The 19,390-nt window shown below is 36.8% G+C and carries 19 protein-coding genes and 1 pseudogene; 11 read left to right on the forward strand and 9 right to left on the reverse strand.

The annotated features are described in order from the left end of the window. Window positions 1-251: 251 nt before the first annotated feature. The 3 genes from EXE09_RS08380 to ahcY all read right to left on the reverse strand — a co-directional run bounded on the left by EXE09_RS08380 (window position 252) and on the right by ahcY (window position 3,369). Window positions 252-962, reverse strand: coding sequence for a 16S rRNA (uracil(1498)-N(3))-methyltransferase (locus EXE09_RS08380; RefSeq protein ID WP_130116967.1), 711 nt, complete (start codon window positions 960-962; stop codon window positions 252-254). A gap of 37 nt (window positions 963-999) precedes the next feature. Further along, window positions 1,000-1,836, reverse strand: a complete 837-nt coding sequence (gene metF, locus EXE09_RS08385; RefSeq protein WP_068975269.1) for a methylenetetrahydrofolate reductase [NAD(P)H] — start codon at window positions 1,834-1,836, stop codon at window positions 1,000-1,002. Window positions 1,837-1,986: 150 nt separating this feature from the next. Beyond that, entirely contained in the window at window positions 1,987-3,369 is a 1,383-nt protein-coding gene (gene ahcY, locus EXE09_RS08390; protein WP_087553530.1) for an adenosylhomocysteinase, read from the reverse strand. A gap of 715 nt (window positions 3,370-4,084) precedes the next feature. Between ahcY and EXE09_RS08395 the strand changes: the two genes are divergently transcribed. Both EXE09_RS08395 and EXE09_RS08400 read left to right on the forward strand, forming a co-directional pair. Then, window positions 4,085-4,900 carry a hypothetical protein gene (locus tag EXE09_RS08395; RefSeq protein ID WP_130116968.1) on the forward strand — a complete coding sequence of 272 codons (816 nt, stop codon included), beginning with the start codon at window positions 4,085-4,087 and terminating at the stop codon, window positions 4,898-4,900. A 53-nt stretch (window positions 4,901-4,953) separates the two neighbouring features. Next, window positions 4,954-5,909: pseudogene (locus EXE09_RS08400) on the forward strand (DUF4424 family protein). 47 nt (window positions 5,910-5,956) lie between these two features. On the opposite strand, the gene EXE09_RS08405 reads toward EXE09_RS08400, so the two are convergent. Continuing rightward, window positions 5,957-6,481, reverse strand: coding sequence for a tetratricopeptide repeat protein (locus tag EXE09_RS08405; RefSeq protein ID WP_130116969.1), 525 nt, complete (start codon window positions 6,479-6,481; stop codon window positions 5,957-5,959). A gap of 135 nt (window positions 6,482-6,616) precedes the next feature. Then, window positions 6,617-7,087 (reverse strand): hypothetical protein, encoded by a 471-nt coding sequence (locus tag EXE09_RS08410; protein ID WP_130116970.1) that lies wholly within the window; start codon window positions 7,085-7,087, stop codon window positions 6,617-6,619. Between the two features lie 109 nt (window positions 7,088-7,196). Here EXE09_RS08410 and EXE09_RS08415 point away from each other — a divergent pair, with 109 nt between their 5' ends. After that, the gene (locus EXE09_RS08415; RefSeq protein WP_068975263.1) at window positions 7,197-7,451 is read left to right on the forward strand and encodes a hypothetical protein; all 255 of its coding nucleotides are present in this window, start codon (window positions 7,197-7,199) and stop codon (window positions 7,449-7,451) included. An 87-nt stretch (window positions 7,452-7,538) separates the two neighbouring features. On the opposite strand, the gene EXE09_RS08420 is transcribed toward EXE09_RS08415, so the two are convergent. Then, complete coding sequence (locus EXE09_RS08420; protein ID WP_130116971.1) at window positions 7,539-7,925, reverse strand: carboxymuconolactone decarboxylase family protein; 387 nt, start codon at window positions 7,923-7,925, stop codon at window positions 7,539-7,541. A 397-nt stretch (window positions 7,926-8,322) separates the two neighbouring features. Between EXE09_RS08420 and EXE09_RS08425 the strand changes: the two genes are divergently transcribed. Further along, the gene (locus EXE09_RS08425) at window positions 8,323-10,554 is read left to right on the forward strand and encodes an NADP-dependent isocitrate dehydrogenase (RefSeq protein ID WP_130116972.1); all 2,232 of its coding nucleotides are present in this window, start codon (window positions 8,323-8,325) and stop codon (window positions 10,552-10,554) included. Window positions 10,555-10,669: 115 nt separating this feature from the next. On the opposite strand, the gene paaI is transcribed toward EXE09_RS08425, so the two are convergent. After that, window positions 10,670-11,068 carry a hydroxyphenylacetyl-CoA thioesterase PaaI gene (gene paaI, locus EXE09_RS08430; protein WP_130116973.1) on the reverse strand — a complete coding sequence of 133 codons (399 nt, stop codon included), beginning with the start codon at window positions 11,066-11,068 and terminating at the stop codon, window positions 10,670-10,672. Between the two features lie 224 nt (window positions 11,069-11,292). On the opposite strand from paaI, the gene EXE09_RS08435 reads away from it, so the two are divergent. After that, window positions 11,293-12,528, forward strand: a complete 1,236-nt coding sequence (locus EXE09_RS08435) for a PD-(D/E)XK nuclease family protein (protein WP_130116974.1) — start codon at window positions 11,293-11,295, stop codon at window positions 12,526-12,528. A gap of 57 nt (window positions 12,529-12,585) precedes the next feature. Here the strand turns inward: EXE09_RS08435 and EXE09_RS08440 are convergent, their stop codons facing one another. Continuing rightward, a complete protein-coding gene (locus tag EXE09_RS08440) occupies window positions 12,586-13,374 on the reverse strand; it encodes a pseudouridine synthase (RefSeq protein WP_068974939.1) in 789 nt (262 codons plus the stop codon). A gap of 200 nt (window positions 13,375-13,574) precedes the next feature. Between EXE09_RS08440 and icd the strand changes: the two genes are divergently transcribed. From icd to EXE09_RS08460, 4 genes are all read left to right on the forward strand, one after another. Continuing rightward, window positions 13,575-14,831, forward strand: a complete 1,257-nt coding sequence (gene icd / locus EXE09_RS08445) for an NADP-dependent isocitrate dehydrogenase (protein WP_130116975.1) — start codon at window positions 13,575-13,577, stop codon at window positions 14,829-14,831. 212 nt (window positions 14,832-15,043) lie between these two features. Further along, entirely contained in the window at window positions 15,044-15,604 is a 561-nt protein-coding gene (locus EXE09_RS08450; RefSeq protein WP_130116976.1) for a sugar O-acetyltransferase, read from the forward strand. 342 nt (window positions 15,605-15,946) lie between these two features. Continuing rightward, complete coding sequence (locus EXE09_RS08455) at window positions 15,947-16,321, forward strand: DUF4124 domain-containing protein (RefSeq protein WP_130116977.1); 375 nt, start codon at window positions 15,947-15,949, stop codon at window positions 16,319-16,321. 122 nt (window positions 16,322-16,443) lie between these two features. Beyond that, entirely contained in the window at window positions 16,444-16,680 is a 237-nt protein-coding gene (locus EXE09_RS08460) for a hypothetical protein (RefSeq protein WP_068974942.1), read from the forward strand. 105 nt (window positions 16,681-16,785) lie between these two features. On the opposite strand, the gene argG is transcribed toward EXE09_RS08460, so the two are convergent. Beyond that, on the reverse strand, window positions 16,786-18,129 hold the full coding sequence (argG, locus tag EXE09_RS08465; RefSeq protein WP_130116978.1) for an argininosuccinate synthase: 1,344 nt from the start codon (window positions 18,127-18,129) through the stop codon (window positions 16,786-16,788). A 195-nt stretch (window positions 18,130-18,324) separates the two neighbouring features. Between argG and EXE09_RS08470 the strand changes: the two genes are divergently transcribed. Both EXE09_RS08470 and EXE09_RS08475 read left to right on the forward strand, forming a co-directional pair. After that, the gene (locus tag EXE09_RS08470) at window positions 18,325-18,645 is read left to right on the forward strand and encodes a hypothetical protein (RefSeq protein WP_130116979.1); all 321 of its coding nucleotides are present in this window, start codon (window positions 18,325-18,327) and stop codon (window positions 18,643-18,645) included. A 260-nt stretch (window positions 18,646-18,905) separates the two neighbouring features. Beyond that, window positions 18,906-19,253, forward strand: coding sequence for a hypothetical protein (locus tag EXE09_RS08475; RefSeq protein ID WP_068974945.1), 348 nt, complete (start codon window positions 18,906-18,908; stop codon window positions 19,251-19,253). Window positions 19,254-19,390 lie beyond the last annotated feature (137 nt).

The raw sequence follows: 19,390 nt of genomic DNA on the forward strand, positions 1-19,390 counted from the left end.
CAGCTAAAAAGTAGCCATAGAAAAAAAATTCTAAGCTGTTTTGCGATCTTTCTTATATTGGATGAGTTGACACCATATGAAAGAAGCTCTTCCTGAACATCATTCATTTATCATTACACCTTTGTCATTTTAAGAAAAGCATTGAAATAATAATTTATTTTTTAGTTTTATTAATCAATAGGCTGTTTTAAAGCTAAAATACCGTGAAATATATCAGATTGCAATAGTGATATGTGACTTGTTTTGCTTTTTTATTTATAATAATTCAAAATGGATAATGCGACAACTGGAGCTGTTTCAGTTCTCAATACACGGTTCCCGATGCACCAGTTTTTAAATCCGTAATCATTCGCCTGACTGATTTCAGCTTCACTGAGTCCACCTTCTGGACCAATCAATAGCACAATATCTTGGCTTGCATCTTTGAGCACATCCGTCTGTTCTTTTTCAGGTGCGAGTACAAGTTTAGTTGTCGGTAATGCTGTTTGTAACCATTGCTCAAGACTGAGAGGTGCAAGTATTTGAGGAACAATATTCATGCCGCATTGTTCACAGGCTGCAATTGCGATCCCTTGCCAATGATCAATTTTCTTCTGATCACGGTCGTATTTTAAACGCATTTCACAACGTTCCGAAGTCAGCAGCTGAATTCTGGAAACACCGAGCTCGACAGCCTTTTGAATCGCATAATCCATACGGTCACCTTTACTCATCACTTGCCCAAGTAGAGCTGTGAAGTGTGGTGTACGGTTGTCAGAATTAAATGCATCAACATGCACTGAAGCGGATTTTTTCGCAACATCTGCCAGTGTCACAGCATATTCACCACCTTGTCCATTGAACAACGTGGCTTTTTCACCGGTTTGCGCACGTAAGACTTTGACCCAGTGATGGAAAACTGTTTCAGTCAGTTCAACCGTAGTATCAACAGCTAAATCAGTTTCAATATAAAAACGGGGCATTCAGTCTTACTCGCAAAATAGGTGATTCAATTTTGAATTATGCTAAACCAAGATCCAGTACAAGCTGACGGTTTGGTTCGGTATGGTTCATTGTGTAGAAGTGCAGGCTTGGCGCACCACCTGCAATCAGGCGTTCACAGAGCTTCACCACAACTTCATGACCAAAGGCTTTGATACTTGCAGAATCATCACCATAAGTAGCCAGTTGCTTACGAATCCAACGTGGAATCTCTGCACCTGTACCATCAGCAAAGCGAATCAGGTTGCTTGCATTGGTAATCGGCATAATCCCTGGTGCTACAGGAATATCAATACCTTCTTTTTGAATGCGGTCTACGAAGTAGAAATACGCATCTGGATTGAAGAAGAATTGAGTCAGTGCTGCATTTGCACCTGCACGGGCTTTATCACAAAAACGTTGAATGTCTTTGTCAAAGCTGTCGGCTTGCGGATGCATTTCAGGATATGCGGCAACCTCGATATGGAAATGATCACCTGAATGTTCACGAATGAAGCGAACCAGATCAGTTGCATAAGGCAGTTCACCTAAACCAACCTGACCTGATGGTAAATCACCACGAAGCGCTACAATACGGTCAATGCCTTGTGATTTATACAAATCCAGCAATTCAGCAATACGTTGTTTGCTGTCACCAATACAAGACAGGTGAGGCGCAACAGGTGTACCTTTGCCGTTGAAATCATCCAGTGTAGACAAGGTGCGTTCACGGGTTGACCCCCCCGCACCATAAGTTACAGAGAAAAATTCAGGATTCAGTAACTGAAGTTCTTGATGTACAACTTTGAGTTTTTCCGCACCTGCATCGGTTTTTGTCGGGAAAAACTCAAAAGAAATCGGGACACGTTTGGTCATGGTTAAATCCTTTTTTATCAATATTTTTGATTGATTTTACCTCTCCTAAATCCTCTCCTGAAAGGAGAGGACTTACCCTCGATGACATACATTTGATAATGAATGTTCCCTCTCCCTATGGGAGAGGGCTAGGGAGAGGGTTAATATCAATTAATATTTATAAGACTCAGACTTAAACGGACCTTCAACAGTTACACCTAAGTAATCTGCTTGTACTTGAGTCAATTGAGTCAAGACACCGCCAAAACCAACAACCATTGCCGCAGCAACTTCTTCATCTAGTTTCTTAGGAATAAGTTCTACACGGATTGCAGCTTGTTTTTGATCTTCAGGAAGATCAGCAAATTTTTCAGCGAATAAATGCATTTGACCTAAGACTTGGTTAGCAAATGAACCATCCATAATACGTGAAGGGTGACCAGTCGCATTACCAAGGTTCACTAAACGACCTTCAGATAAAAGGATTAAGTAATCGTTTTCATTTTCTGTACGATACACTTGGTGTACTTGTGGCTTAACTTCAACCCATTTGTAACCACGTAAATAGTTAGTATCGATTTCAGTGTCAAAGTGACCGATGTTACAAACCACTGCACCTGCTTTTAATGAATCAAGCATTGCAGAATCACATACGTGATAGTTACCCGTTGTTGTTACGATCAGGTCAGTGTTTTGAAGAAGGTCAAGATTGATGTCTTCTTTCTTGCCCGTTTGTACGCCATTTTTGTATGGAGAAACAACTTCATAACCGTCCATGCATGCCTGCATTGCACAGATTGGGTCAATTTCAGTTACACGTACAATCATGCCTTCCTGACGAAGTGATTGAGCAGAACCTTTACCTACGTCACCATAACCGATTACAAGCGCACGACGACCAGATAAAAGCATATCTGTACCACGTTTGATGGCATCGTTTAATGAATGGCGGCAACCGTATTTGTTGTCATTTTTAGACTTGGTTACTGAGTCGTTTACATTGATTGCAGGTACTTTTAAAGTACCGTCACGGTGCATTTCATACAGACGTTGAACACCTGTAGTTGTTTCTTCAGTAATACCGTGAATTTTAGCAATTACTTGAGGATATTTTTCGTGAACAAGTGCAGTTAAGTCACCGCCATCATCCAGAATCATGTTGGCATCCCAAGGTGTGCCATTTACATTAATCTGTTGTTCTAAACACCAGTTGTATTCTTCTTCAGTTTCACCTTTCCACGCAAATACAGGAATACCCGCAGCAGCGATCGCAGCAGCAGCATGGTCTTGAGTAGAGAAGATGTTACAAGATGTCCAACGAACTTCTGCGCCTAACTCAACCAGAGTTTCGATGAGAACAGCAGTCTGGATTGTCATGTGAATACAACCCAAAATTTTTGCACCTGCAAGTGGTTTCGCAGCAGAATAGCGTTTACGAAGACCCATCAAAGCTGGCATTTCTGCTTCAGCAAGTTTGATTTCTTTACGGCCGTAGTCAGCAAGTGAAATATCGGCAACTTTATAATCTGTAAATGAAGCATTAACCGCGTTCATCACGATCTCCTTAATTTAAATAATTGATCATTATGCTCGCGGATGCCGTTGTTGGTGATTCTAAGTTGATAACTTTGAGCAGAATACCGATGGTCGAGCCTAGCGATCTTACATTTAGTGCCTGTAAGAAAGTCGCAGCATCCCTCGACTGGCGACTATTGTACCGATATTTTAATTTTGTTCCAATCTGAAATTGGCTAATATGTAACTGAACACAGCTTGAATTAGAACAATGAATAAAAGTCCGAACATTTTTAAAAAAATATATTGGTTAATAATCACGTTAAGTCTCAGTTCACAAGTTTTTGCAAGTAGAAGTGAATCATCACCACAAGAAATATTCTTATTACCATTGATATTTATTGGTGCTTTGATTCTACTTAAATTTTCCGAGCTTGTTGAGAAATATACACAACACATGAATGTTGTATTGAAAATTGGCATTAAAGGCATTTGTTTTATTCTATTTATAAGTGTAGTGGCAATAATCATTAGTGGAGTTGGGCTTATTTTTGAATATATTCCCAAAAAATGGTCGATGCTATTTTAGACATAAATCGTTAATGAAAAGTATAGATCTTCATACAATATAGATCAGCAAATTTTGAGATTCATTGTATAAAGCTTATCAACTAAGGCATAAACTATTCTAAATCCTTTAAACTTGGATTAATGATTAAAACAATGAATTTAACACCTTTTTGGATGATAAAATTTGAATAAATTAAAAGAAAATCTAAGTCTCATTTTTGGAATTCCACTTGTTGCTTTTGGGCTTTGGTTGAGTCTGTTTGATAATGAAAATCTTCGAGTAGTTCCTTATAGTCTTGTGCTTTCTTTGCTTATTTTATTGAGCAGTCAATTTTATTTTAAGAAGAAAGTTGCTTGGTATCTGTATTTGGTATTACCGTTTGTTTTATATCTCTTTTTACAAATCATTTTACGCTCTTCACCTTTGTTACAGTTAAAAGAATTTGAATGGACGCATCCCAGTTGGCAACGAGGGAGCGATGTCCAGTTGATCTCACTTGAGCTAGATGCTCATCGAGGTTCGAGAAGTATTAATTCGACCTACGGGATTCTGATTTATCAGTATCAGTTTAATGGGCAAATTTATAGTACTGAACAGAGTGATGTCGCACGGCAGTATACTTTGTGGATGAGTGATGATGCTTCGGATCTGTATCAGCTGACTGAATCTAAAATTCGGCAGTCATTTCAACAGGGGCAGAATATTGTATTGATAAACTCAAAAGACCCATCGCAGTCCATCTTTTTTTACAGTCAGGACATCGTTGATATTCGTGGTTCATGGATTTCTGAGTTTTTAGTGATTTTTCAAGTTTTACTAGGGTTGGGTGTATTTGCTGTTATCGGTATTGGAGCGAAAAGAATTATTAACCCACATAATACGATTCAAACATGGTCTAAACCTAAAAGATATTTATTTATTGCTATATTCTTTATCATCACATGGAGTGTTTTATTTGCTGGTTGGATTTTATTTATGTATCTTAAAAATGCACCTTAAGTTTAGTATTTTAAATGCTTTAATATTTGAAATTAAAAAAATGGAACATGATCATGAAAAGAATAATTTTACTCTCAGGCTTATGTTGTTCAACTTTGGCACTTGCCAATGATTCCACTGGCTATGTCAGTACAGGTGGAATCGAATATCTAAAAAATAAGAATATTACGATGCAAAGTGAAGATTTATTTATCAGCAAGAAAATTATTAAGGTCGATTATCAGTTTAAAAATCTCAGCAAGCAGGATGTGACAGAAACCATCTTATTTCCTTTACCTCAATTAGATAATTATCGTGATGGAGACTTTGCCCATACCGAAGAATTATTGAAAAGTTTTAAAGTTCAAGTTGATGGAAAAACTGTAGTGCCTAAAATGCATGTCAGAGCGTTTATGAAACCATTGAAAATGGTGAAGTCGATGAACGTGCAAAAGAAACAGATGTGACTGATGAATTTAAGCATTGTGGTTTTTCTGAAAAAGATTTATTGACGCCTTGGATGGATGCTTCTGAAAGCAAGTTTTTTTCATCTAAAATTTTTAATTGTAAAATGCCAAAAATTCAAAAACTGGTACAAGGTTATACAAAAGATCAGGAAATTTATTGGACAGGGCAAGTCATTTATAGCTGGAAGCAAACATTTAAAGCCAATTCAGTTACACAAGTGAAGCATCAATATAAACCACTGGTTGGTGGTTCAGTTGCACTGTATGAAGATGAATATAATCAACAATATTGTATGGATGCTAACTTTAAAAAAGGTTTGAAAAAAGCACAGTCAGAAAATTCCTCATTCAGTGCGTTGGGCTATATTTTAACAACAGGGGCGAATTGGGCAAAACCGATTGAAAATTTTAAATTAACCATTGAACGTGATCCAAAAGAATTGGTGTCATTTTGTTGGAAAGGGAAAGTCAGCAAAATTAGTCCAACACAGTTTCAGATGGTGGAGAAGAACTTTGTTCCTAAACAGGACTTAGATATTATTTATGTAAACTTACGCAATTAAAGAAAGTGAGCATCAAACTCATTTAATATAAGTTTGATGCATTTATATTATTCGGCAGAATCTTCAGCAGTATTTGCTTTTTCAGCCCAAAAATCCGCTTTTTCTTCATTTACGTCTACACCTAAACCATGTTCATAGATTACCACAAGATCACGCATAGCTTGGACTTCACCGAGTTTAGCTGCTTGTTCAAGCATTTCAATCGATTTAGCCACATCTTTTTCAACCACGTCACCACGACGGTAGAAATTTGCCAATTCAAAAATTGCCGCAGGGTGCTGATGTTTGACCGCTTGTTCTAACCAACGATGCGCATGTTCAAAGTAGGTTTTTGCTTCTTCAGGATCTTCTTCTAAAATGTCTTTGGCATAGACGGCATAACCTTCACCTAACCAATACATCGCCTCAACATGACCCAATTGAGCTGCTTTGAGCGCCCATTCTTCAGCAAGTTGAACATATTCTTCATCATCACTTTCCATATAAATTTCAGCCAATTCAAACTGAGCAGCAGGATTTCCCATTGCAGCACGATTGAGAAGTGCAGGAGAAATAGAAAGTGGTTTAGACATAGACGTACCAATAAAATCAAAACAGTGACAAGACACTTAGAGTATAGCTGATTTTAAAACACTATTTTGCAATGAAAGCTTTGAAATAATCATCAACGAAACTAAAAATATAAGTTGTTTTCGATGGATAGAGATTTACTTCCACACTGGATGATGGGTAATTTCAACCAAGCGATCATTTTTCATCAAATAATAAACTTTTTCACATTGTTCTATCTTTTCTGAACGACGACCAATGGCGATCAGTAACTGGCTGTTAGCTTGATATTCATAATCATTCATTTGAAAACCATGTTTTTCGGAATAGCAGTCTGAAAAGCTTTGTTTTAAATAACCCGCATGACCATTTTGTGCATTATAAAAAGCTATATTCGAACAACCGCCCCCACAACCAATAGGAGACAATACATATTTTCCTGCAAAATTGATCTTTTCATTTTTTAATTCAGTTAAGACTGTTTTATAGATTTGGTTTGAACGGTCGATTTTTATCGCTTTGTATTTTCCTGTAAATGGAACAGCGGGATAATTTTTGAAAGCGGGTAATGCAAAACTTAACTGTGGTAATAATGCAATGCTAAATAAGGTGGGTATTGTAAATTTCATTATTATTTCTCATATCTAATGATGCTAAAACAGTACACAAAATGTACATCAACTTTTGAATTTTGTTTATATCTTGAAAGAAATCAAAAATAAATTATATAGGTATTTTATGTTCATTCATGCTTTGGAGGCTAAAAAAATGGCAGCCAATTCTAATTTAGACATTGAACTTTATAAAACGCGGTTAGCTCAATTAATTATTGAAAATGCCAATCAGGGCAATACGGCAGTCTTTACGGTTTTACCGAAGCATTTAGCACTCGAAGATATTCGTGCATTATCTGCTGAGTTAACGCAGTTGGGCTATCACATCAAATTTGAAGTAGATGAATTTTTTTATACATTTAATGTGTTTTGGAATTGATCCTGATCTTCGTTTGAAAATTAATCTTTGTTGGAAAAAGGGAAGCTCAAGTTGAACTTCCTATTTTTATGTTCATACCTTTAAAAGTTATTCAGTTTTTTGGTATTCATGAATCACTTCTAGCGCAGCACGAAATGCTTCTTGTGTTGCGGGCGCACCACAATAGGGAAGGCTATGTAAAAGCACTTCTTGTATTTCCTCTACAGTTGCACCGTTATTTAAAGCGCCACGAACATGACCTTTTAGCTCTGTTGGGCTTTTTTGTGCAGTTAAAAATGCGATGGTAATGAGTGAACGATATTTACGAGGTAGAACGCCTTCCCGTTGCCAAGTTGAGCCCCACGCATGTTCATTGATCCAGTCTTGGAGCGGTTGGGTAAATGGCACAGTATTGTCTTGTGCACGTTTTACAAAACTTTCGCCCATCACTTCGGTACGAACTTTTAAACCATTTTCATAATCTTGTTGTGACATAGATGTACTCATAATAAATTTTAATGATGTCAAAAGCAGTCTAAACCTGAAACTTTAAGATGCGTATCAGTGATTAGTCTATATTATTTGCAAATGCTTGATGATTTTTCATGTAGAATGCGGGCTTGAAATTTCATGCATTTGACCAAATAAATACAATAAGACTTAAAGAATGCAATTTTTTTCACAATAAATGTGAATTGTGAGTATTTTGATCATAAATGTGCAGTATTTATGATGTACCATTTTTTTTCGAAATGTCGTTATCACAGATCTTACGTTGACTGTGAAACGTTGAAGGCTGATACTCTCAGGGTTAATTTTAAGCAATTCGGTTCGTAAGGGATGGGGCCACAAGTTCTATCCTCTCAACACACTCTAAAGCAAGGGGCTATATATGGCTGGTGGAAAGTCAACAATCATTTACACACTGACTGACGAGGCGCCATTATTGGCGACTTACTCGCTACTGCCGATCATTGAGACCTTTACTAAACCAGCTGGCGTAGAAATTGTCAAAACTGATATTTCTGTTGCTATCCGCGTGCTCGCAGAATTCACAGATTACCTCAGTGATGAGCAGAAGGTTCCAAATAACCTCGCAGAGCTAGGTCGTCTCACTCAAGATCCAGACACAAACATTATCAAACTTCCAAATATCAGTGCTTCTGTAGCGCAATTGACTGCTTGTATCAAAGAGCTTCAAGCAAAAGGTTATGCGCTTCCTGATTATCCGGAAAATCCGACTACTGAAGAAGAAAAAGAAATCAAGACACGCTATAGCAAATGTCTTGGTTCAGCAGTAAACCCTGTACTTCGTGAAGGTAACTCTGACCGTCGTGCACCTGCTGCAGTTAAAAACTATGCGAAAAAACACCCACACTCTATGGGTGAATGGAAACAGTGGTCTCAAACTCACGTTTCACACATGGACGAAGGTGACTTCTACCATGGCGAAAAATCAATGACACTTGATCGTGCACGTAACGTGAAAATGGAATTGATCACAACTGCTGGCGAAACCATCGTACTTAAGCCAAAAGTTGCGCTTCAAGATGGCGAAGTGATTGATTCAATGTTCATGAGCAAAAAAGCACTTTGCGACTTCTATGAAAAAGAATTAGATGATTGTAAAGAAGCGGGCATTTTGTTCTCTTTACACGTTAAAGCAACAATGATGAAAGTTTCACACCCGATCGTATTTGGTCACTGTGTGAAAATTTACTACAAAGAAGCTTTTGAAAAACATGGTAAATTGTTTGATGAGCTTGGCATTAACGTAAACAACGGTATGGCAGGTCTTTATGAAAAGATCGCAACTTTACCGACTTCTTTACGTGAAGAAATCATTGAAGATTTACACGCTTGCCAAGAACACCGTCCTGCATTAGCGATGGTTGATTCTGCTAAAGGTATCACCAACTTCCATTCACCAAACGACGTGATTGTAGATGCTTCTATGCCTGCAATGATCCGTGGTGGCGGTAAAATGTGGGGTGCTGACGGCAAACCTTACGACTGTAAAGCTGTAATGCCTGAGTCTACATTCGCGCGTATTTACCAAGAAATGATCAATTTCTGTAAGTGGAATGGTAACTTCGATCCACGTACGATGGGTACTGTACCTAACGTTGGTTTGATGGCGCAAAAAGCTGAAGAATACGGTTCACATGACAAAACTTTCGAAGTTTCTGCTGCGGGTGTTGCGAACATCACTGACTTAGAAACTGGTGAAGTATTAATGTCACAAAACGTGGAAGAAGGCGATATCTGGCGTATGTGTCAGGTGAAAGACGCACCGATCCGCGACTGGGTGAAACTTGCTGTAACTCGTGCACGTAACTCTGGTATGCCTGCAATCTTCTGGCTTGACCCGTACCGTCCACACGAAAACGAATTGATCAAGAAAGTACAAAAATACTTGAAAGAACATGACACTGCTGGTTTAGACATTCAAATCATGTCTCAAGTACGTGCAATGCGTTATACACTTGAACGTGTAGCGCGTGGTTTGGATACAATTTCTGTGACGGGTAACATTTTACGTGATTATTTAACAGACTTGTTCCCAATCATGGAATTGGGTACTTCTGCGAAAATGTTGTCTATCGTTCCGTTAATGGCGGGCGGTGGTATGTACGAAACTGGTGCTGGTGGTTCTGCGCCTAAACACGTACAGCAACTTGTTGAAGAAAACCACTTACGTTGGGATTCTTTAGGTGAATTCTTGGCATTGGCTGTTTCTTTAGAAGAAATGGGCATCAAAGAAAACAATCCACGTGCGAAATTGTTGGCGAAAACATTAGATCAAGCAACTGGTCAGTTGTTGGATAATGATAAATCTCCATCACGCCGTACAGGTGAATTGGACAACCGTGGTAGCCATTACTTCCTAGCGAAATATTGGGCTGATGCACTTGTTGCTCAAGACGAAGATGCTGAATTGAAAGCGAAGTTTGCACCTTTAGCGAAAGCTTTAGATGAAAACGAAGCTAAAATTCTTGAAGAGCTTGCTGCTGTTCAGGGTCAATCAGTAGATATCGGTGGTTACTATGCAGTAGATACTGCAAAAGTAAGCGCAATCATGCGTCCAAGTGCGACATTTAATACAGCACTTGAAGCAATCTAAGCTGACTCAGTTTAAATTGAAAAAGGCATTGGTAAAGTAACCGTTTTAAGAAACTTTACCGATGTACGAAAAAGCCGATGCATTTGCATCGGCTTTTTTTATTTTGAAAAATTGCCTAGATTTTATTTGGAATCATTCGTGAGACACCTCGGAACTCAGCAATAATTTCAGCATTTTGATTGGTCACGGTAATGTCATAAATTTCCGAGCGTCCGCTTGGGGCTTTAAATATGGCTTTGGCAGTTAATGTGTCACCCACTTTCCCAGGCTTGATATAGCTGATATTGCAATGTTGTCCAACAGCTGTCATTTCTGAATTGCAGGCGAGGGCAAAAGCACCGTCAGCAAGGGTGAAAATAACACCACCGTGGCAAGTGCCGTGTCCTTGGGTATGTGCAGGAGTAACTGTAAGAGAAAGTTGCGCGGCTTTATGTGAGTAATGATCGAGTTTAATACCTAAGTTTTGCATCACGGTATCATTATCAAAAATAGCTTGTTGTAAATCTTGCGTCATAGTAAATCCTTTTATTGATACTTAAATATTTTATTTAATAAAATAATGTATCATTATTAAGGTGTTTATTGGTGGCTTTAAATGATTTATTTGTAAAAATGTGATTTTTAATTAATTACATGGTGGTTGTTTTTATTAAAATTCAATATAAACAGTACTTTAAATTTAATTAATGAAAGATTTATAATGTAATTTGTTAAATGTAACATTATGGTTTTTTAGATATGGATTTAGGGGTAGAGAATCAGTTAAAAGAATTGATTCTTGATGATGATTTTTCAAGGTTGCAGGGATTAACGAATAAAGAAGTTAATCTCATGGAAATTTTAAAGGTTTCCCATAAGGAACTACAGCATTCAAACTTTCTAGCGTGGTTACTATCTCCACAAGAAACGCATAATTTAGGTGACTTTGCATTCAAAGAATTCATTAAAATTTATTTTAAGGAAAATGAGTTTCAAGATTTGGGTGATGAAAAAGCTCTTTCCGTATTTGATTTTGTTCAATTAGATTTTGATGATTTGGTGATCAAGAGGGAATATAAGAATATTGACCTTATTTTCCTATCAAAGAAAAATGAATTCTGTATGGTAGTAGAAAATAAAATCTATTCATCAGAAGGAAATGGTCAACTGACTAAATATCGGAATTTTGCAGAGAAAGAGTATAGTGATTATAAGTACCGAATTTATATTTACTTGTCTTTAGAAGAGCAAAAACTAAGTCAACTTGGAAACCAATATTATGTACAAATCACCTATGAGCATGTAATTAAGTTACTTAATCAACTGCTTACATCAGAGCAAATTAATTTGGCTGAACAGACAAGGTTTGTTCTTGAACAATATTTGAAAACGTTGAAATCTATGCTTAATCAAAACGAAGAAATTGAAATTATTACAAAAAAACTTTATCAAAAATATAAGTCAGCTTTTGATTTGGTTTTTAAATATTGTGCTGAGACTGAATCAAGTTTAATCAATAATATTCTTCATGAGCTTATTGATAAGGATGAATCATTGACTTCGTTCCGAAGCAGTAAAAGTTATGTCCGATTTCAGCCAAATTTTTTATACTCTAATTATGATAAATTAATAGAAAAAAGTCTTTTCCCTACAAATGGTGTTTTGGAAAATGACACAATATATTTATTTGAATTTAATATTAAAAGTGATTGTATAAATTTTGATTTGAAAATTGGGGATGGTGATCAAAATGTAAGAAAAAACATTTTAGAAATTTATCAACGTCATCCGAGATTTTTTGGAAAAGTAAATAAAAAGTTTTCTTCTAAATGGCATTTGTCATTTCAGAAGCAAATTTTATCTTCAGAAGATTATGAAAAATTTATAGAAACTGGAAATGAGGATGAGGTAAGGGCTGTTATTATTAGCAATTTCAAAGATTTAAAAATAAAATTAAAAGAATATCAAGAGATTATGGAAAAAGAGTTGGCTTAGTAATGGGGGCAATCTACAAACCTAAATAATAGGTTTGTAGATTAGTTAGAGTATTAATTAACGACCATTACGTCCACGACCACGCGGTGCTTTGGTATTTGGACGAGTTGTACCATTGGTACGACGTTTCGGTTTCTCAGAGTCATCCATCTGCCAAATACGTTTAGTACCAGATTTTTTCACAGAACCATCTTTATTCTTACGCACCATTGGCTTACCACCAGTACCGCCTGGTTTTTTCACATAAGAACGTGAACGATAAGGTTCTTCGGCAGGTACATTTTGGAAGTCTGGGTAAAGTAAAGGTTCAATTTCTTTGGTTTCACCAGGTTTTAAACCCATTTGAACCAAATCAATAGCGCCAATCTTGGTGCGGATTAAACGTAAAGTTGGGAAACCAACAGCAGAGGTCATACGACGCACTTGACGATTACGACCTTCACAGATTGAGATCTCAACCCAAGATGTTGGGATATTGGCACGGAAACGAACAGGAGGATCACGATCCCATAACCATTCAGGTTGTTCAACTTTCTCTGCTTTTGCAGGAAGTGTCATACCATCTTTAAGTTCAACACCTTTACGCAACTGCTCTAACGCTTCTTCCGTTACATCACCATCAACTTGAACCAAATAAGTTTTAAACTTTTTATTGGCTGGGTTGGTAATAAACTGATTTAAACCACCATGATCTGTTAAAAAGACTAAGCCTTCGGAATCCATATCTAGACGACCCGCTAAACGCAAAGTCGAGTCATTGACATAGTCAGACATTGTCATATGTGCTTCGTCTTTACGGAACTGGGAGAGGACTCCGTATGGTTTATTGAGAATGACGATTTTCATAAAAAATGACTACTTAAATTACATAAAAAAGGTGTAAGTTGAGTTTTATTCAAAAGGGAAATGTGGTTATTCCCTGTATAAATCTCAAACAATACTAGAATTCGATTAGACTATTATGCGTGAAGTACAGTCGAAAGTAATGTGAATTGGTAAATATTTTTTAGAATGAGCCAGCAATAATAAAAGGGAGAGCCTACTCAATGGGTTATCAAAAGATCGTTGTACCTGCAGATGGAACGAAAATAACTGTAAATGCAGACTTATCACTGAATGTCCCCAATCATCCGATTATTCCTTTTATAGAAGGCGATGGGATAGGTGTAGATATAACCCCAACAATGAAAACTGTAGTCGATGCAGCTATTTTAAAAGCGTATGGTGGTAAACGTTCGATCGAATGGATGGAAGTTTATTGTGGTGAAAAAGCCGATAAAATATATGGCAGTTATATGCCAGAAGAAACTTTTGAAGCTTTACGTGAATATGTTGTGTCAATTAAAGGGCCATTAACCACACCAGTCGGTGGGGGTATTCGTTCGCTAAATGTTGCACTTCGACAAGAATTAGATCTCTATGTTTGTGTGCGTCCAGTGCGTTGGTTTAAAGGTGTTCCATCACCTGTACAGCATCCTGAACAAACAGATATGACGATTTTTAGAGAAAACTCTGAAGATATTTATGCAGGGATTGAATGGAAAGCGGATTCTCCTGAAGCGAAAAAGGTAATCAAATTTCTAAAAGAAGAAATGGGTGTTACCAAGATACGTTTTGAAGAAAACTGTGGTATCGGGATTAAACCTGTATCCAAAGAGGGGACGCAACGTCTGGTTCGTAAAGCCATTCAATTTGCCATTGATAATGATAAGCCTTCAGTGACACTGGTTCACAAAGGTAATATCATGAAGTATACCGAAGGTGCATTTAAAGAGTGGGGCTATGAGCTTGCAATTGATCGCTTTGGTGGCGAGTTGATTGATGGTGGTCCTTGGGTGAAAATTAAAAATCCAAAAACAGGCAAAGATATTGTAATTAAAGATGTTATCGCTGATGCTTTTTTACAACAAATTTTGATGCGTCCTGTGGATTATTCTGTGATTGCAACATTAAATCTCAATGGTGATTATATTTCCGATGCACTTGCTGCAGAAGTTGGGGGAATTGGGATTGCCCCAGGTGCAAATATTGGTGGAGCTGTTTCTGTTTATGAAGCAACACATGGCACAGCACCTAAATATGCAGGGCAGGATAAAGTAAATCCAAGTTCGATTATTCTTTCTGCTGAAATGATGCTACGTGATATGGGCTGGATTGAAGCTGCTGATCTGATTATTAAAGGTATTTCTGGTGCGATTGCAGCAAAGACAGTGACCTATGATTTTGAACGCTTAATGCAAGGCGCTAAATTGCTTCGTTGTTCTGAGTTTGGGCAAGCCATAATTCAGCATATGGAAGATTGATTTAAATATTGATTTTAATATCATGGTTTTTAGGGCTTGCGATGTGCAAGCCTTTTTATTGATCGGGTTATAGCACGTAGGATAATTTACAAGTACATCAACATACAAGATAAATTAAGATACTATTCCATTAAAAATGGATACCCTAATTGATCCAGTAGAGGTAGGATGAAATAGTTGTAAGTTTAAAAAGTATGTTCAAGGTTTAATTTATGAATGAAATGCAAAAAGCAGCAGCTGGGCTTCTTTATGATGCAAATAATGATGCTTCTATATTGGAAATGCGACATCAAGCTAAAGTGAAATTGCATGAATTTAATCATTTAAGCCCAGAAAAAAAGAATGAAAGAGAGGAAATTTTAAAAGCATTATTGGGGGAAATTGAGGATAATTTTATTATTGAAGGTCCATTTCATTGTGATTATGGTTTCAATATTGAAATTGGTCGTAATTTCTATGCCAATGTAAACTTGGTGATTTTAGATGGTGCAAAAGTCACGATAGGTGACAATGTTTTTATCGCGCCCAATGTGGGGATTTACACAGCAGGACACCCAATTGATAAAGTGCAGCGAAATCAAGGTTTGGAATATGCCTATCCAATTAGCATAGGAAATAATGTTTGGATTGGAGCGGGTGTTTCAATCATGCCAGGGGTGACAATTGGTGATGATACTGTGATTGGGGTAGGCAGTGTAGTAACTAAATCTATATCATCAAAAGTTGTGGCAGTAGGAAATCCTTGCAGAGTGATTCGTGAAATCGCAGATTGATATAATAGACCTTGTCTAAAAGTATTGGATCTTAAAGAAAATTTTTAAACGAATAGCAGAATCAAGTGTTCAAATAATGATTGATTTTACAATTGAACGGTTGGATGGTTTTATTCGGGTACTTTGGTTTTTTATCCAAGTGTTTTGCTTGAGTGTAAAATTGACCTCTCAACATCTGTGCTATTTATTTGATATAAAAAGTTTTATGACAAAATAATGTCTAAGTTGCCAAAAAAAGTCATTTTAACTCACATATTGTTAGTCAAGATTAAAAAGAATAATGTAAATAGCAACTTAGTCTATTTTTTGATATTTTAACGAAACTTATAGGGAGTTTCGGTTGTGAAAAAAATATTATTCATTGGTTTGAGTTTGGCTTTTTCACACAGTGTTTTTGCAAAAGATGTGCATAAATGTATTGTGAATGGTTCTGTGACTTATCAATCACGTCCATGTGCTGGAGCTATTACGCCTAATCAGCAACAACAAATGCAACAAAAGCTGGTGCAGAGAACAGCAAGTCAAAATGCAAAAATGCGTGAACTCCAAAAGTTGAATCAAGCTCAGGCTCAACCTGTACATCAGTATTCGCAATCACAACATCTACAACGCCGTTCAGATAATGGTACAAGCAATCAGATTCCAGATAGTGTTGAAGGTAAAAAGAAGAGTTTGGCACTTGCTCAAGATGCTTATCAAAAAACCAAAAATCGTTAATAGACCTCAAATATAGTTAGAGCTATTTTAAAACAAGCATTGCTAGGTTAAACAACGCGATGTTTTGTCATTACACTTCTGTTATATTAGTCGAAATGGTGATTGATTGAAGACAGAAGCTGATGACGCAAGTAGAAGCAAAGAAGAAGAGGAAGTTGTTTATTTTAGCAACTTTAGGTTTGTTGATTCCTATATTTATACTCTCGATGGCTTTTTTTGCTGCTAAAAGTGATGCTGAAACTAAGAAAGAATACGATAAGTTACGCTTAGAACAAGAAGCCAAAGTAGAACTTCGCAAGCAAGAGCAAAGAAAAAATGAACAAGCTAAGTTGCTAGAAGACACTCAAAACCAAAGTTAATTTATCATTCTCATTTCTTGTGATTTTTCATCTGAATATATTTTTCACATTGAAAATAAAAAACCGCCAATTTGGCGGTTTTCTTTTTGTTCTAAGAGTTAGAACTTATTTGTTTTTGTCTTTTAACTGCGGAACAGCAGAACCTGTACCTACAGCCAATAAACCTGAATTTGTATAAATACCAAGTTTTGCACGTGTATCCGTAATATCAAGGTTACGCATGGTCAACTGACCGATACGATCCATCGGTGTAAACATTGAATCACCTTTTTCCATCGTTAAACGCTCAGCTTCATAAGTGAGGTTTTCAGATTCAGTGTTCATAATCGTGTAGTCATTACCACGACGAAGTTCTAAAGTCACAGTACCTGTGATTGCTTTAGCAACCCAACGTTGAGCAGTTTCACGAAGCATCAATGCTTGAGAATCGAACCAACGACCTTGATACAATAAACGACCTAAACGTAAACCGTTGATACGGTATTGTTCAATCGTATCTTCGTTATGAATACCAGTCACAAGACGTTCATATGCAATATGAAGAAGTGCCATACCCGGAGCTTCATAGATACCACGAGATTTTGCTTCGATGATACGGTTTTCAATTTGGTCAGACATACCTAGACCATGACGACCACCGATACGGTTCGCTTCAAGAATGAACTCAACAGGATCTTCGATACGTTTGCCGTTTAATGCAACAGGGAAGCCTTCTTCGAAAGTCACTGAAACTTCTTCAGCGTCGATTTTTACATCGTCTTTCCAGAATGCAACACCCATGATTGGGTCTACGATTTTGATACCTGCATTGAGGTACTCAAGATCTTTCGCTTCATGAGTTGCACCAAGCATATTCGAGTCAGTTGAATATGCTTTCTCTTTCGACATTTTGTAGTCAAAACCATTGTCGATAAGGAATTGTGACATTTCCGCACGACCACCCAATTCATCAATGAATTGTTGATCTAACCATGGTTTGTAAATTTTAAGCGCAGGGTTGGTCAATAAACCATAACGATAGAAACGTTCAATATCGTTACCTTTATAAGTAGAACCATCACCCCAGATGTTTACGTCATCTTCTTTCATTGCTGTAACAAGCATTGTACCTGTTACTGCACGACCTAATGGAGTCGTGTTGAAATAAGGAACGCCACCTGTGCTGATATGGAATGCGCCACATTGAATCGCAGCAATACCTTCTAATGCAAGTTGTAAACGGCAGTCAACTAAGCGAGCTTTAACAGCACCGTAAACTTCAGCTTTACGTGGAATTGCATCGTAGTCATCTTCATCAGGTTGACCTAAATTTGCTGTATAAGCATAAGGTTCTGCGCCTTTTTGTTTCATCCACAATAAAGCTGCTGAAGTATCTAGACCACCAGAAAAGGCGATACCAACTTTTTTGCCTACTGGTACATTCTGCAAGATCGTTGCATTATCAGTCATTGCTAGTCCTAACTATTTAACATAGGCACCACAAAAGCGGGTCGCCCGAAAGAATTTTATAAACGCAGTATTATAGCACTTCTCACAGCGATTTTTTTCACGTTCTGAATGGAAATTATTTTTTTTCATTTGAAAATTAGATTAATATCGCTGAAATATACGTTTTTACGATAAAAATAATCCTTGGAAAATTTCATGCTCAATTTTAAAAATAAATATCTCTCATATTTGCATATTCTTGTTGCTGTGATCGTGGCGATGGATACTTTTTATTTAATTTACCTGTCCATCAGTAATGGTGTTCAAGATGCAGCTTATTTAACAGGTGGCTTGGTTGGTAAGCTTTGCCTTATTGTTATTCATTATATGTGTTCGAGAGAAGTGCAACATGGAAGTACGATTGGGCGTATAGCCTCTATTTTCTTCACATTATTTGTCTTAGCTGCATTTCCGATTGGAACAGTAATTGGTATTTTCATGTTGTTTTTCTCTATTTTTAAATGGGAGAAGAATTAACGATTCTTAAAAAAAAGGTGAATAGTAATATAAATTTTAACAATAACATGATGCTTTATTGCTCTTGATTTAAGGGGAATACATTTGCAATAAGCGGATAAAAGATAATTCAACTTGAATTTTATCTTGATTTTTCTTATGTTTAATAAAGTCTTTATTAAATTATGCCTATAATTTTCAAAAAAGATTTGATGATCAATCTTCATTTAAATCTATGATAGCACTAGACCCTTAGCCTGAATCCTAATTGAAGGAAAATCATGAATTATTCTCCACCACCGTTATATACATTACCGAAAAGTAAAAATGAAACATTGAGTTTAATTCATGGCATTTATGCAGGGTTGTTGTTCTGTGCTTTAGCAATTGTTTGGTATTTAGAGTATCAACAGAAGACCATGGCAGAGATGCAGTTATGGGGATTGAGTGCCATCATGTTGTTGATGTTTGGTTTAAATATTTTGGCATGTATTCGTGTTAAAAAAGGCAATAATCAAGGGAAAATTTTATCTCGCGTGATGGCTGTTTTGATGTTGCCATCTTTTCCGATTGGAACTCTATTAGGATTGTTTTCTTTATGGAAAACTACAAAGACCCAATGGGAGTAATGGTACGGTTCACGACGACTTGAGTACTTTTGAATAAAACCTTTTAACCTCATAAGCCACTAAAATTAAGTTATGATTTATTCAGGAGATGTTGCTTCATGAGGTTGGGTTTAGAACATAATCAATAATTTTTGAGA

The sequence above is a fragment of the Acinetobacter sp. WCHAc060025 genome, assembly GCF_004209355.1.
Lineage (GTDB): Bacteria > Pseudomonadota > Gammaproteobacteria > Pseudomonadales > Moraxellaceae > Acinetobacter > Acinetobacter wuhouensis.

Bases quoted from the DNA above. Each gene is read 5' to 3' on its own strand.
- EXE09_RS08380 (WP_130116967.1), bottom strand. From the start codon at position 962: ATGCCCCGTTTTTATATTGAAACTGATTTAGCTGTTGATACTACGGTT.
- metF (WP_068975269.1), bottom strand. From the start codon at position 1,836: ATGACCAAACGTGTCCCGATTTCTTTTGAGTTTTTCCCGACAAAAACC.
- ahcY (WP_087553530.1), bottom strand. From the start codon at position 3,369: ATGAACGCGGTTAATGCTTCATTTACAGATTATAAAGTTGCCGATATT.
- EXE09_RS08405 (WP_130116969.1), bottom strand. From the start codon at position 6,481: ATGTCTAAACCACTTTCTATTTCTCCTGCACTTCTCAATCGTGCTGCA.
- EXE09_RS08410 (WP_130116970.1), bottom strand. From the start codon at position 7,087: ATGAAATTTACAATACCCACCTTATTTAGCATTGCATTATTACCACAG.
- EXE09_RS08415 (WP_068975263.1), top strand. From the start codon at position 7,197: ATGTTCATTCATGCTTTGGAGGCTAAAAAAATGGCAGCCAATTCTAAT.
- EXE09_RS08420 (WP_130116971.1), bottom strand. From the start codon at position 7,925: ATGTCACAACAAGATTATGAAAATGGTTTAAAAGTTCGTACCGAAGTG.
- EXE09_RS08425 (WP_130116972.1), top strand. From the start codon at position 8,323: ATGGCTGGTGGAAAGTCAACAATCATTTACACACTGACTGACGAGGCG.
- paaI (WP_130116973.1), bottom strand. From the start codon at position 11,068: ATGACGCAAGATTTACAACAAGCTATTTTTGATAATGATACCGTGATG.
- EXE09_RS08435 (WP_130116974.1), top strand. From the start codon at position 11,293: ATGGATTTAGGGGTAGAGAATCAGTTAAAAGAATTGATTCTTGATGAT.
- EXE09_RS08440 (WP_068974939.1), bottom strand. From the start codon at position 13,374: ATGAAAATCGTCATTCTCAATAAACCATACGGAGTCCTCTCCCAGTTC.
- icd (WP_130116975.1), top strand. From the start codon at position 13,575: ATGGGTTATCAAAAGATCGTTGTACCTGCAGATGGAACGAAAATAACT.
- EXE09_RS08450 (WP_130116976.1), top strand. From the start codon at position 15,044: ATGAATGAAATGCAAAAAGCAGCAGCTGGGCTTCTTTATGATGCAAAT.
- EXE09_RS08460 (WP_068974942.1), top strand. From the start codon at position 16,444: ATGACGCAAGTAGAAGCAAAGAAGAAGAGGAAGTTGTTTATTTTAGCA.
- argG (WP_130116978.1), bottom strand. From the start codon at position 18,129: ATGACTGATAATGCAACGATCTTGCAGAATGTACCAGTAGGCAAAAAA.
- EXE09_RS08470 (WP_130116979.1), top strand. From the start codon at position 18,325: ATGCTCAATTTTAAAAATAAATATCTCTCATATTTGCATATTCTTGTT.
- EXE09_RS08475 (WP_068974945.1), top strand. From the start codon at position 18,906: ATGAATTATTCTCCACCACCGTTATATACATTACCGAAAAGTAAAAAT.